We start from the raw sequence: 13,594 nt of genomic DNA on the forward strand, positions 1-13,594 counted from the left end.
ATGGAGGGGCCCATGAGACGGAAGAGTCTCATGGGCCCCTCCGCGTCGTAACGGAATGCCGGGCGCCGGGCGGGGCTGAAGAACGCTGCGCCGTCATCGAGGTGCGTGACGGCGGAATTCATTGCCCGAGAACTATTGTTCGAGCGCCGGGCCGATACGGCTTCCGGCGCGCCTCATCCGCACTTCCCTCGCGCAATGCTGAGGGAACGGTCTTCCGGGTCGAGCGGAATTCCTGAAGTCCGGCGTACGGGACCGTTTGAGCGGGAGTTCCCCGATGGCTTCCCGAACTCCGCCGCATTCCCCGGCGGTGCGTCTGAATTCACTGAATTCGGTTTGGACCGCTGGCAGTTCGGCCGGGCGGTCTTCTCGTCGGGCCGGCACCGTGCGCGGGCGTCGATGGCGTACGGACGGGAAGCGGGCCGGCCCGTGGCCCGTGGGGGCGACCGGACCGGCCCGTACGGGGACCGTCAGCGCATGCGGCCCAGAGCCTCCTTGAGGCGCCGTGCGTCGCGCAGCCGCTGCTCGTACGTGGCACCGACCGCCAGCAGCAGCACCCCGGCCAGCGCGAGCGGCACCCAGCGCGGCAGTGCGCCGACGACCTGGACGACGTACGGTGCGAGTTCGTGCACGGCGTCCAGGGCCAGCACCGCACCGCCGAGCAGCAGCAGGGCCTGGAGCCGCAGCCGCGCACCCACCAGCGTGATCACCAGCGCCGCCGTGCCCAGCAGCAGCGGGCGCTGCCAGTGCGGATCGGTCCACGCCGCGAGGAGACTCGGCACCAGCGTGGCCGCGAGGCCCGCCCCGTACGCGGTCCACGACGACGCCTCCGGATCACGGCGGCGGCGCAGCACGCCGATCACCAGCGCGGGCAACGTCACCGGCAGGGTGTACGCCTCGGGGGCCGAGACACCGGAGGCCGACAGCCTCAGCCAGGCCGCGAGGACGAACAGCGTCGTCGCCGCGTACCCGGCCACCGGGCGCCGCTCGGGCCGCAGGGCCGTGCCCGCCGCCAGCACCCCGCACAGCGCCAGCACCAGCGCCAGGAACGCCTGGTCCGGCACCGCGATGCCGACCGCCACCACCGCGGCCAGGGCCCCGGACGCCTCGACCGCGAGCCCCGGCGGCCGGCCCCGCAGCCGCGCCCCGACCAGCACCGTCAGCGCGGGGACGACGAGCACCACCGGGGCCGCCCGATGCCCGTCGAGCCCCAGCGACGCCCCGGCCGCGAGCGCCAGCACCGTCGCGCACGCCACCGCCCCGCACGCCACCACCGCCTGCGCGACCCGCAGGACGTCCACCCGTCGCGCCGCCCGAGCGGCAGGTTCCGCGGGCAGCTCCCGGGCCGCCGACGCAGCACCGTCGCCGATCATGACCGCTGCCGCGCCCGCCACCACCAGCAGCACCCCGAACACCGTGTACGTCGCCGCTTCCGCCGCGAGCGACAGCAAGCCCGTACCCCCGGCCCCGACCAGACCGCACACCAGCGCGGCCCGTCCCACCGCGTCGTTCCCGCGACGCAGCGCACGCACCGCCCCCGCGAACAGCGCGACGACCAGCACCAGCCACACCGACACCGCCGCCGCGTACGACAGCCCGAGCACCGCCGGCGTCACGGTGAGCCCCGCCCAGCCGAGCACCACCGCCACGGCCCCCGCCGCCCGCCGCCACGCCGCGCGCGGCGCCACACCGGCGACCCGCACCGAGCGCGTCCACCACCGGTGCGCCGCCCCCGCCGCGACTGCCACCAGCACGAGCACCACCGGAGCCGAGGCCATCTGGGACCACGCCAGGTCCGCCGCGCCCACCGCGCCCCGGGCCCCTCCGTCCGGCGCACCGGCCCACACCCGTGCCAGTTGCGACACGGCGCCCGTCAGCGACAGCACGACCGGCGGCAGCGAGGCCAGCACCGCCGCCGCGACCACCGACGCGGAGGACCACACCACGCCCTGTCCGACCCGGCGCGGCAGCGGGGCCCGCACCACGGTCGACAGCGCCAGCCCGCACAGCAGATAGGCGAGCACCGACCACCCCCAGGGCTGCCCGGCGCGCAGCACGCCGCCCACCGCGGCCACGGCGCACCACCCGGCCACCACACCACCGGCGACCGCGAACCCGGCCGGAGCGCGCCACGCCGCCGACACCGCGACCGCCGCCCCCGCGAGCAGCAGCGCCGCCGGGGCCAGCGCGGCCCCCGCCGTATCGGACGTCAGCGACAACGTGAGGCCGATCAGCAGCCCCACCGGGCCCATCACCCAGCACCCCGCGCCGGCCGTCACCCGCACTTCGAGACCTGTGCTCCGCAAAGCGATCGCGCCGTGCACCGCCGCCGTCACCAGGAGCGCCCAGCCGAACGCCGAGGCCCCGGCCCCCGCCGACCACGCCCACAGAGGGAGCGGCAACTGCGCGCTCACCACCGCCAGAGGGAGCGGCAGCCGCAGCCGGCCGAGCAACAGGCCGTACCCGGCCCAGAGGGCGGCCAGCACCGCCGAGGCCACCGCGGCGAAGCCGGGACCGTCGGCGTCCGGCACCGCCACCCGATGCAGCGCGTACGCGTCCAGCACCATCAGCACCGACGCCAGGGCCGCGACCGACTCCGCCGTCGCGGGCAGGCCGCGCCGCAGCAGCACGGCGGGCACGCCCAGCGCCGTGACCGTCACCACCGCCAGCACCGCCGAACGGCCTGCGATGCCCATCTCGCCCCAACTGACCAGGGTGAACGCGATCGCCGCGACCGTCAGCAGCAGACCGCCCAGGGTGAGCAGTACGTTCCGCGCGCCGCGCTGCCCGGCCGGCGCGCCCGGTGCACCCGGCGGAGCCGCGAACGGGACCGGAGGCCGGCCCCGAGGCGGCGCGGACGCAGGGGCGTACGGCGCCGCGGGCGGCACGGCGGGCTGCGACAGCACGCCCACCAGCCAGGCACGGCGGACGAGCAACTGGGACCGGCGGGCGTCCAGGCGGGCCAGTTCGTGATCGAGGAGCGCCAATTCCTCCGCGGGCGGCGGCACGTGTTCCATGAACGGGAGTGTGGCCGCGGCCACGGCTTCGGACATGCGTGCGCATACTCAGTTCCCGGATGAGTACGCGCAGACGTGCGGAGGCAAGCGGAGACTTGGGGGCATGGACTGGAACCGCTACCACTTCACGAGCAGCTGGGACCTGCCCGCCCCGCCCACGGCCGTCTACGCGGTCCTCGAACAGGCCGACGACTACCCGCGCTGGTGGCGGCAGGTCCGCGAGGTCACCCCGCTCGACGCCGTCACCCGCGCCACCCGCATCCGCTCCGTCCTCCCGTACGACCTCGTCGTGACCATGCGCGAACGTCGCCGAGACCCCCGCGCCGGGGTCCTGGAGGCGGTGCTCGACGGCGACCTGGACGGCTGGGCCCGGTGGACGGTCACCGTGCAGGGCACGGGCAGCCGCGTCGTCTACGAGCAGGAGGTGGAGGTGCGCAGGCGGCTGATGCGGATTCTCGCGGTGCCAGGCCGCGCCGTGTTCCGGGCCAACCACGCCCTGATGATGCGTGCCGGACGCCGGGGTCTCACGGCCCGGCTGGAAGCGGTTTGAACCGGACCCGCCGAGCCCTGTATGGTTCAACCCGTTCCCGGGCGATTAGCTCAGTGGGAGAGCGCTTCGTTCACACCGAAGAGGTCACTGGTTCGAACCCAGTATCGCCCACCGGGAGAGGCCGGTCCGTCAGCGAAACGACGGACCGGCCTTCTGCGTTCTGCCACCCACACCCGTGCCTTGTTCTGCCACGTGCCCGTGACGCGCATCGGCGGAGTCACACCGCGGTGGGGAGCTCCGGGCGCAGTGGCCACGCGGGATCCACCACGTCCTCCGTGCCGCTCTTCGCGAACCACGCCTGCAGGCCACGCGCCTGCCCCGCGTGCCACACCGCCTGCAAGGTGTGCAGTTCCGCCGGCGTGAGCCGCTCCAGACGGGACGAGAAGCGCCGCCCGACCGCCCGTACCAGCTCCAGCGAGGCCGTCGCGTCGGCCGCGGCGTCATGCGCGCCGTCCAGCGCCACGCCGTACAGCGCGCAGAGATCGGTGAGCGTCCGCCGCCCCTTGCGGTAACGGTCCAGATGCTTGTCGAGCACGCGCGGATCCAGCACGCACAGCGGCACGTTCCGCAGGCGTCCGGACAGCGACGACGCCCGGTGCCTCCTCAACTCGCGGTCCAGCAACGTCAGGTCGAACGGAGCGTTCATCACGACGAGCGGCCGCCCGGCCGCGCACTGCTCGGCCAGCGCACGGGCCAGTTCGTCCATCACCGGTGACGGCCAACGGCCGTTGCGCTGGAGGTGATCGTCCGTCAGTCCATGGATCTCGGTGGCCACGGCCGGTACCGGAACCCCCGGATTCACCAGCCATCGGGTGACGTGCACCCGGCCGCCCGCCGCCTCCTGGACGACGAGGGCGGCCGAGACGATCCGGTCCTCCTCGACGTCCACTCCCGTCGTCTCCGTGTCGAAAGCGGCCAATGGCCCCTCGTACCAGTGAGTCATCCCCGAACTCCTCGCATCCGTAAGGCGGATGGCGGTCCGCGCCCGCAACGCTGATACCCGCGTCCGTGGTCCCGTACGCCGTCTGCTGTGCGCTCAGAGCGGTAGCAAACCGGGTGATGAGAAAGGAAGTTGTCCTCGGCCCCTCGAAGAGAGCCACCCTCATGGCCCGGAAGGCGCCCGCAGGCGTGGCGCTCGCGCACTGAGGACCGAGCGGGCTGGTGCTGCGGCGGACGCACCGCCGCCCGCCGCATTCGCCGCCATCCCTGCCTGGAGTCCTTTCGGGTGGGTCACCTGCAGGCGGATCCCGCTCCCGCCGCGGCCGGATGCTCCCTGTCGCAGCCCTTCTCCCCGGCGATCTCCCCGCCCTGCGCCGGACCGGTGCCCGACGATCACCGATACCGCCGTCCGGCCGCGCCGTCCGCGGCCGCGTGGTGCGGGGATCGTGCGGCCGGGGGTGCGGACCGGTGCCGAGGCGAACCAGGTGCGGCCGGAGCCGGACGAGGGGCGCACCGGATCGCGGACCACGTCCATCCGGCGGGCTGCCGGTCCGAGTGGAGGGCGGGCGGGAGAGCCGGGTGCGGATTCCGGCGCCTCACTCGGTTCTCCCGTCCGGCGCCCGTGCGGGTCGACGAGGCGGAACGCGACCGGCTCATGAGATCGCTCCAGGGCGGCGTCGGCTCCGTCGAGGAGCTGCGCGCGGGAGGGGAGCGGAGGAGCGCGCGGGCGAACAGCGTCGCCCGTCGCTCCCGCCGCCCGTCGCTCCCGCCGCCCGTCGCTCCCGCCGCCCGTCGCTCCCGCCGCCCGTCCGCCCGTCGCCCGCGCGGACCCGGTCGGGAGGGCGCCCGGCGGGAAGCGGTGGGCCTCGCCGCCAAACCGTTTAGCAGAGGGGGCCCGCGGCTCGGTACGATTCGTAACGCACGTCCATGACGAGAGCGTGCGTTCCCCCTGAGTCAGGAGAGACCGGTGTCAGACGTCCGTGTGATCATCCAACGCGATTCCGAGCGGGAAGAGCGCGTGGTGACGACGGGCACTATGGCCGCCGAGCTCTTCTCCGGCGAGCGCACCGTCGTCGCCGCCCGGGTCGCCGGTGAGCTGAAGGACCTCGCGTACGCCGTCGCCGACGGCGAGGTCGTCGAGCCCGTCGAGATCTCCTCCGAGGACGGCCTGAACATCCTGCGGCACTCGACCGCGCACGTCATGGCGCAGGCCGTGCAGCAGCTCTTCCCCGAGGCCAAGCTGGGCATCGGCCCGCCGGTCAAGGACGGCTTCTACTACGACTTCGACGTCGAGAAGCCGTTCACGCCCGAGGATCTCAAGGCCATCGAGAAGAAGATGCAGGAGATCCAGAAGCGGGGGCAGCGGTTCTCCCGCCGGGTCGTGACCGACGACGCGGCCCGCGACGAGCTTGCCGACGAGCCGTACAAGCTGGAACTCATCGGCATCAAGGGCTCCGGTTCCGTCGAGACCGCGGGCGACGGCGCGGATGTCGAGGTGGGCGGCGGCGAGCTGACCATCTACGACAACCTCGACCCGAAGACCGGCGAGCTGTGCTGGAAGGACCTCTGCCGCGGTCCGCACCTGCCGACCACCCGGTTCATCCCGGCGTTCAAGCTGATGCGGAACGCCGCGGCGTACTGGCGGGGCAGCGAGAAGAACCCCATGCTCCAGCGCATCTACGGCACCGCCTGGCCCACCAAGGACGAGCTGAAGGCCCACCTGGAGTTCCTGGAGGAGGCCGCCAAGCGCGACCACCGCAAGCTCGGCAACGAGCTGGACCTGTTCTCCTTCCCGGACGAGATCGGCCCCGGCCTCGCGGTCTTCCACCCCAAGGGCGGCGTCGTCCGGCGGGCGATGGAGGACTACTCGCGGCGGCGCCACGAGGAGGAGGGCTACGAGTTCGTCTACTCCCCGCACGCCACCAAGGGCAAGCTCTTCGAGAAGTCCGGTCACCTGGACTGGTACGCCGAGGGCATGTACCCGCCCATGCAGCTCGACGACGGGGTGGACTACTACCTCAAGCCGATGAACTGCCCCATGCACAACCTGATCTTCGACGCGCGGGGGCGTTCGTACCGCGAACTGCCGCTTAGACTCTTCGAGTTCGGCACGGTGTACCGGTACGAGAAGTCCGGCGTGGTGCACGGTCTGACCCGTTCACGCGGCTTCACGCAGGACGACGCGCACATCTACTGCACCAAGGAGCAGATGGCGGACGAGCTCGACCGCACCCTCACCTTCGTGCTGAACCTGCTGCGCGACTACGGTCTGACCGACTTCTACCTGGAGCTCTCCACCAAGGACCCGGAGAAGTTCGTCGGCTCCGACGAGGTGTGGGAGGAGGCCACCGAGACGCTGCGCCAGGTGGCCGAGAAGCAGGGCCTCCCGTTGGTCCCGGACCCGGGCGGCGCCGCGTTCTACGGCCCGAAGATCTCCGTGCAGGCCCGGGACGCGATCGGCCGCACCTGGCAGATGTCGACCGTGCAGCTCGACTTCAACCTGCCCGAGCGCTTCGACCTGGAGTACACCGGCCCGGACGGCTCCAAGCAGCGCCCGGTCATGATCCACCGCGCCCTGTTCGGCTCCATCGAGCGCTTCTTCGCGGTGCTCCTGGAGCACTACGCGGGTGCGTTCCCGGTGTGGCTGGCCCCGGTGCAGGCCGTCGGTGTCCCGATCGGTGACGCCCACATCCCGTACCTCCAGGAGTTCGCGGCCCAGGCCCGCAAGCGGGGCCTGCGGGTCGAGGTGGACGCCTCGTCCGACCGGATGCAGAAGAAGATCCGCAACGCGCAGAAGGCGAAGACTCCCTTCATGATCATCGTCGGTGACGAGGACATGAACGCGGGCACGGTGTCGTTCCGGTACCGCGACGGCTCGCAGGAGAACGGCATCGCCCGCGACGAGGCGATCGCCAAGCTCGTCGACGTGGTGGAGCGTCGCGTGCAGGTGTGACCACCCGTGTCCGGGAGCGGACCATCGGACACGGTCCGGTCCGCGCGGGAGAACGCCGACAGTACGGCCCCCCGGGAGCCGGGCCGCGTCTTCGCATCGGCGGCGTACGAGCAGACGCCGATGCGAAGACACGGCCTAACCGCCCTCGGGGGGCCGCTTCTCGCTCTCGTGCCGGAACACCTGCAACAGCCACGACGAGAACGAACCCGTCACCGCCCCCAGCAGCGCCAGCCCGCAGACCATCAGGCCCGACCCCACGAGCCGGCCGCCCGGGGTGACCGGCGCCGCGTCTCCGTACCCCGTCGTCGTCAGCGCTGCGCACGCCCACCACAGCGCGTCACCGAACGTCCGGATCGAGGCGTCCGGATCGCCGCGCTCCAGGTGGAGGACGGCGAGCGCGGCGGAGAGCCCGAGGAGCAGCGCGCTGGTGCCGGCGTAGGCGATCACCCGGGCGTACAGGCTCATCCGCGGCCGCTCCCGGCGGCGCTGGACCGCGGCGTACAGGCGGATCAGACGCAGTGGCCGAAGCAGCGGCAGGACCAGGACCACGGTGTCCAGCCAGTGGACCCGGACGAAGCGGTGGCCGAGGCCGCTGAGACGGAGCCGTGCGGCGTAGTCCACGACGAAGAGCAGCCAGGTGGCGCAGACCAGCGCAAGCGCCAAGTCGCGCCACATTTGGGCGTCGTGCGGGGCGAGGACCCGGACCGCGTAGCCGGCCAGGAAGAGCAGCGAGGCGCAAAGGAGCAGCACCTCCGTGCGCTGCTCCCAGCGCCGGAGACGGGGAGGGGGCGAAGGTGCCGACTGGTCGCTCATGGCCCCAGCATCGCTCATGGCCTCGGCATCGCTGCGCGCGGGCGGGCGCGGCCCCGGCGATACGCTGCCCCGGAGCGAAGCAATATGCTGATCGGCATGACGAGTGAGCCGGAGCAGCAGATCGGAGTGGGGACGCCCGACGCCTTTCAGCGCCTGTGGACGCCCCACCGGATGGCGTACATCCAGGGCGAGAACAAGCCGACCGGTTCGGAGGCCGGTGACGGTTGTCCGTTCTGCGCGATCCCGTCGAAATCGGACGAGGACGGGCTCGTCGTCGCGCGCGGCAGAAGCGTCTACGCCGTTCTGAACCTGTATCCGTACAACGGCGGGCACCTCATGGTGGTGCCGTACCGGCACGTGGCCGACTACACGGAGCTGGACGGTCCCGAGACCATGGAGCTGGCGGACTTCACCAAGCGGGCGATGGTCGCCCTGCGGGCGGCGTCCGGGGCGCACGGGTTCAACATCGGTCTCAACCAGGGGGCTTCCGCGGGGGCCGGTATCGCCGCGCATCTCCACCAGCACCTGGTGCCGCGCTGGGGCGGTGACACCAACTTCATGCCGGTGATCGGGCACACGAAGGTGCTGCCGCAGCTGCTCGCCGACACGCGCGCGATGCTGGCCGGAGTCTGGCCGACGGACTGATTCCGGCGGACGGGCCGGTCCCGGTCGGCCTGCCCGGGCCCGCCGGCCGGGCCCGGGTGGGATGCCGGGCCCGGCCCGTCCGCCGGTGGACCGGACGCGGTCCGCGGTGCGAGTCCGGTCGTGATCCATGCGGCAGGCCGCCCCGCGTGCCGTTCGGCCATGAGCCGTCCGGCCGGGGGCGTTCGTCCGCGTTCGGACCCGCAGTGCGGACCGGGCCCGAGGGGTGGCATCGGTGCCCGCGACCCGACGCCGGGCCGCGGGCACCCGACGCGATCCGCACGGGGAATCACGCGTCGTACAGATCGGCCTTGCGCGGGGTCGGGTCCTGCACCAGTCCGCTCAGCACCATCGAGCGGTTGTCGAAGCGCTCCGTGTCGACGCCGTTCTCCTCCAGGACGCGCAGGGCGGCGCTGTGCACGGCGCGCAGCACGGGAGTGGCCGCGCGCATCGCGTCGTCCGCCATGAAGCGGTGACGCCACGGCTTCTCGGCCCAGGCGTGGCGCAGACCGAACGGTTCGGGCAGGGCGATCTTGCCGCCCAGGTAGTCGAGCAGCGGCGGATACCAGGTCAGCGGGGCGCGCAGAGCGAGACGCACGACCTCCGAGGCGTCGACCAGCGGAAGGGAGATGTCGCGCGTCTCCCAGAACCGGACTGTCTTGTTGACCGTCTTCGTCTTCGCCGAGGGCTTGCTGGTGAAGAGCGAATGGACCGGGCCCAGCGCATGACCGGTGACCTCGATGCGCAGGGTCTCGTAGAGCACCGTGACCGTGATCATCATGGTGATGACCAACTGGCCGTCCCAGAGGGTGAACTGGACGCCCAGGTAGTGCCGGTCGCCGCCCCCGAACTGCTGGTGGTTGCAGATCCGCTGTATCTCGTGCGGCTTGACCTGGAAGGTGGCGACGTCCTCGCCATCGGGACGGGACACCGAGTCGGCGTTCTCACCGACGGGCGAGACGATCCAGTGGGTGACCGACGGTGTGGGGAAACCTCCGGTGTTCAGCGGGCCGCGCTCCAGCACCTTGAGCTGGTCGTGAATGGCTCGTACCAGGTCCCAGCTCCGGAACCGGTTGAACTCCTTGTCGGGGTCCTTGGAGACGAGCTCCTCTGCGAGCTGCCAGCTTCCCCAGCGGGTGCCCATGCCGAGGATCCCCTTGGGGCCGGCGTAGAACACCGAGTTCGACTGCTGCTCCGCGGCGAGCTTTTCGAGGCTCTGGCGCAGCGCCTCACGGGAGGTCTCGCTGGGGTTCTTCGGCGATGCCTCGGGGATCTTGGCGACGACGCCGCCGCCGGAGAGCAGCCCCTCCCACCGGGCGCGCAGATCCTTGGCGGAGGACTCGGCGATCCGTTTGGCGATGAACCAGCCGATGACGGGCGCGACGATCATCGCCCGTGCGTAGATCGCCAGAAAACCGGTGAGGGGGAGTTTGAGCAGAAGGAGCAGCGCCACGATGCCGACGATCGGCAGCAGGATGTTGCCCAGCGAGGAGAGGGCTTTGTCCTTCGTCCTGCCGAGCCCGTCACGCAGCCGGAAGGCGATGATCCACAGGAGCATTCCGGGCAGGAAGAGAATGCCGAACAGGACGGTGACGGCGGTCAGTTTGATGTCGCGGGTCCTGCGCAGGCGCGTCGCGGACAGGCAGTGCTCGACGACCATCCGCGGGTCGCTCCCGAAGGACTGGATGAGTGCCTTGCGGGCACCGCCCAGCGTGCGTTCCTGTACGGCGCGGGAGAACGCCTCACCGAGGTTGGGCTTGAAGTAGTCGGACTTGAAGAACTTCGAACGCCCCGCCTTCACCTCGGATTTGTGCCACTCGCTGTTGGCGTCGAGGATCGTCTCCACGGGGCTGTCGCGGTACGCGGCGGAGGCGAGGGCGTTCGTCGCCACCGCCGCTCCGCCCGAACCCTGGATCGGGATCTGTGCTCCGGGAGAGAAATCGAATCCTTCGTTGGCCACCGTCGCCCCCACTCACCGCCGAGGAACCACTCCTGCGGCTGTTTCCCAACTGCCGTGTCCCGCACACCTTCTGAGCTGGGACCACAGGGTAACGTCCGGATCGCCGTGCCGTCCGCCCCCTGTGGACAAACGCGGGACGAGGAAGGGCAGCGTAGGCGATTACACGCCAACGGGGCTGGTTTCCTGCTGTTCGCGGATGCGTTCCGCGAGCCGCGGGGGCATCGGTTCGTGCCGGGCGTACGCCCGGTCGAACCGGCCGGTGCCGTGCGTGAGGGAGCGCAGGTCGACGGCGTACCGTCCGATCTCCAGCTCCGGGACCTCGGCCCGCACGAGCGTGCGCCCCGGGCCGGACTGTTCGGTGCCGACGACCCGGCCGCGCCGCCCTGACAGATCGCTCATCACCGGCCCCACGTACTCGTCGGGCACCAGGACCCGTACCTCGGCGACCGGTTCGAGGAGCTGGATGCGGGTCCCCGCCGCCGCCTCGCGCAGGGCCAGCGCGCCCGCGGTCTGGAACGCGGCATCGGAGGAATCCACCGAGTGGGACTTCCCGTCCCGCAGCGTGACGCGTACGTCGACCAGCGGATACCCGGCCGCCACTCCGCGGGATGCCTGGGCGCGAACCCCCTTCTCCACGGACGGGACGAACTGGCGGGGCACCGCCCCCCCGACGACCTTGTCGACGAACTCGACGCCCGATCCGGGTGGCAGCGGCTCCACGTCGATCTCGCAGATGGCGTACTGGCCGTGTCCGCCGGACTGTTTCACGTGCCTGCCGCGTCCGCCGGCGGGCGCGGCGAAGGTCTCGCGCAGCGCCACCTTGTGCGGCACGGCGTCGACCCGGACGCCGTAGTGGCTGCGCAGCCGGTCCAGGGCGACGTCCTGATGGGCCTCGCCGAGACACCACAGGACCACCTGATGGGTGTCCTGGTTCTGTTCGAGACGCAGGGTCGGGTCCTCGGCGACGAGCCGCGCGAGCCCCTGGGAGAGCTTGTCCTCGTCCGCCTTGCCGTGCGCCCGGACGGCCAGTGGCAGCAGTGCCTCCGGCGCCGCCCAGGGCTCCATCAGCAGCGGCAGGTCGCTGCCGGAAAGGGTGTCCCCGGTCCCGGCGTCGCCCAGCTTGGCGACACAGGCCAGATCACCGGCGACGCACGCGGTGAGCGGGCGCTGCTGCGCGCCGAAGGGCGAGGAAAGCGCCCCGACGCGTACCTCGGACTCGTGGAAGGGCAAGGTCTCCCGGCCGGGTTCGTCGAGTCCGTGGCCGAAGACGTGGACCGTGTCGTCCGGGCGCAGCGTGCCGGAGAAGACGCGCACCAGAGACATCCGGCCGACGTACGGGTCGGAGGACGTCTTGACCACCTCGGCGAGCAGCGGGCCGTCCGGGTCGCAGGTCAGGGCCGGCGGCCGGGCGCCGTGCAGCGGGGTGACCCTGGGAAGGGGGCGTTCCCGCGGGGCGGGGAGACCGCCGGTGATCAGGTCCAGGAGTTCGACGGTGCCGACGCCCTGGCGGGCCCCTTCGGCGGCCGGGGCCGCGGCGAGGACCGGGTGGAACCCGCCGCGCGCGACGGCGCGTTCCAGGTCGCCGAGGAGCGTCTCGACGTCGATGTCGGCGCCGGCCAGATAGCGGTCCATCAGGGTCTCGTCCTCGCTCTGCGCGATGATCCCCTCGATGAGCCGGTTCCGGGCCTCGCGGAGCGGGGCCTGCCCGTTCTCGTCGGGGGACTCCTCCCGGCGCTCGCCCGAGGAGTAGTCGAGGACACGCCGGGTGAGGAGCCCGGTGAGTCCGGTGAGCGGGGCGTGCCCGTCGGCGCCCGCGGGCCCGTGCACCGGCAGGTAGAGCGGGAGCACGGCGTCGGGGTCGTCGCCGCCGAGGACCTCGCCGCAGATCCGGGTCATCTCGTCGAACGAGGTGCGCGCGGTGTCCAGGTGGGTGACGACGATGGCGCGCGGCATGCCGACGGCGGCGCACTCGTCCCACACGGTCCGGGCGGCACCGGCCACGGCGTCGGGCTCCTGGGCGGCCGACACGACGAACAGGGCCGCGTCCGCCGCGCGCAGACCGGCCCTGAGCTCCCCGACGAAATCGGCGTACCCCGGGGCGTCCAGCAGATTGATCCGGTACCCGCCCCAGACGACGGGCACCACCGAGAGCTGCACGGAACGCTGCCGCCGCCGTTCGATCTCGTCGTAGTCGGAGACGGTCGCACCGTCCTCGACCCGGCCCGCCCGGTTGACCGCCCCGGCCGTCTGCGCCAGCGCCTCGACGAGTGTGGTCTTGCCGGAGCCGCTGTGGCCGACCAGCACCACGTTGCGGAGGAACGTGCGCGGGTCGGCCGTCGCCGTCGCGCCGGCGGCCCCGGTGTGTGCGTGTGTCCTGTCGCCCATGACGCGTGCCTCCCAGGTAGTGGTCCGGATCGGGAAGGAGAACCGGCGCGATGTGGGAAGAAGACCGCACGGGCACGGGAGGCCGACGTGGCGGCCACTGCGACGCCCGCGGTAATTCGAGCTTTCCACTCGGGCCGGGCCGCGTCCATACGTCGCCGACCCGTGCCCCGCCGACCGCGCCCGTGCGTCTCCGGCCGCGACGGGCCCGGGCCCGGGCACGCGTCCTTTCGTGCCGGCCCCGCGCCCCTCCGTGTCGGCTCCGTGCCCCTCTGTGCTAGTGCCGTGACCGGCAACGTTTGCCCCGTCGCGCCGCCCGGCACGCACGCTCGCGGCGTTGG

General features: G+C 72.3%; 8 protein-coding genes and 1 tRNA gene. 4 read left to right on the plus strand and 5 right to left on the minus strand.

The genetic code is table 11. The features are described 5' to 3' along the window. Nucleotides 1-467: 467 nt before the first annotated feature. A complete protein-coding gene (locus ACGF2V_RS10305) occupies nucleotides 468-3,050 on the minus strand; it encodes an SCO7613 C-terminal domain-containing membrane protein (protein WP_362704951.1) in 2,583 nt (860 codons plus the stop codon). Nucleotides 3,051-3,117: 67 nt separating this feature from the next. Here ACGF2V_RS10305 and ACGF2V_RS10310 point away from each other — a divergent pair, with 67 nt between their 5' ends. Continuing rightward, nucleotides 3,118-3,564 carry an SRPBCC family protein gene (locus ACGF2V_RS10310; RefSeq protein WP_362625947.1) on the plus strand — a complete coding sequence of 149 codons (447 nt, stop codon included), beginning with the start codon at nucleotides 3,118-3,120 and terminating at the stop codon, nucleotides 3,562-3,564. 39 nt (nucleotides 3,565-3,603) lie between these two features. Next, nucleotides 3,604-3,675, plus strand: a tRNA-Val gene (locus ACGF2V_RS10315). 106 nt (nucleotides 3,676-3,781) lie between these two features. On the opposite strand, the gene ACGF2V_RS10320 is transcribed toward ACGF2V_RS10315, so the two are convergent. Continuing rightward, entirely contained in the window at nucleotides 3,782-4,507 is a 726-nt protein-coding gene (locus ACGF2V_RS10320) for a 3'-5' exonuclease (protein ID WP_362625944.1), read from the minus strand. Nucleotides 4,508-5,470: 963 nt separating this feature from the next. Between ACGF2V_RS10320 and thrS the strand changes: the two genes are divergently transcribed. Further along, nucleotides 5,471-7,456, plus strand: coding sequence for a threonine--tRNA ligase (gene thrS / locus ACGF2V_RS10325; RefSeq protein ID WP_362704949.1), 1,986 nt, complete (start codon nucleotides 5,471-5,473; stop codon nucleotides 7,454-7,456). 135 nt (nucleotides 7,457-7,591) lie between these two features. On the opposite strand, the gene ACGF2V_RS10330 is transcribed toward thrS, so the two are convergent. After that, nucleotides 7,592-8,269, minus strand: coding sequence for a potassium channel family protein (locus ACGF2V_RS10330; RefSeq protein WP_362625935.1), 678 nt, complete (start codon nucleotides 8,267-8,269; stop codon nucleotides 7,592-7,594). 84 nt (nucleotides 8,270-8,353) lie between these two features. On the opposite strand from ACGF2V_RS10330, the gene ACGF2V_RS10335 reads away from it, so the two are divergent. Then, on the plus strand, nucleotides 8,354-8,914 hold the full coding sequence (locus ACGF2V_RS10335; protein ID WP_362625932.1) for an HIT domain-containing protein: 561 nt from the start codon (nucleotides 8,354-8,356) through the stop codon (nucleotides 8,912-8,914). 286 nt (nucleotides 8,915-9,200) lie between these two features. Here the strand turns inward: ACGF2V_RS10335 and ACGF2V_RS10340 are convergent, their stop codons facing one another. Then, complete coding sequence (locus ACGF2V_RS10340; RefSeq protein WP_362625929.1) at nucleotides 9,201-10,871, minus strand: hypothetical protein; 1,671 nt, start codon at nucleotides 10,869-10,871, stop codon at nucleotides 9,201-9,203. A 159-nt stretch (nucleotides 10,872-11,030) separates the two neighbouring features. Continuing rightward, nucleotides 11,031-13,256, minus strand: coding sequence for an elongation factor G-like protein EF-G2 (locus ACGF2V_RS10345; RefSeq protein WP_362704946.1), 2,226 nt, complete (start codon nucleotides 13,254-13,256; stop codon nucleotides 11,031-11,033). Nucleotides 13,257-13,594: the final 338 nt, after the last annotated feature.

The sequence above is a fragment of the Streptomyces sp. NPDC047982 genome (assembly GCF_043204165.1).
Classification (GTDB): domain Bacteria; phylum Actinomycetota; class Actinomycetes; order Streptomycetales; family Streptomycetaceae; genus Streptomyces.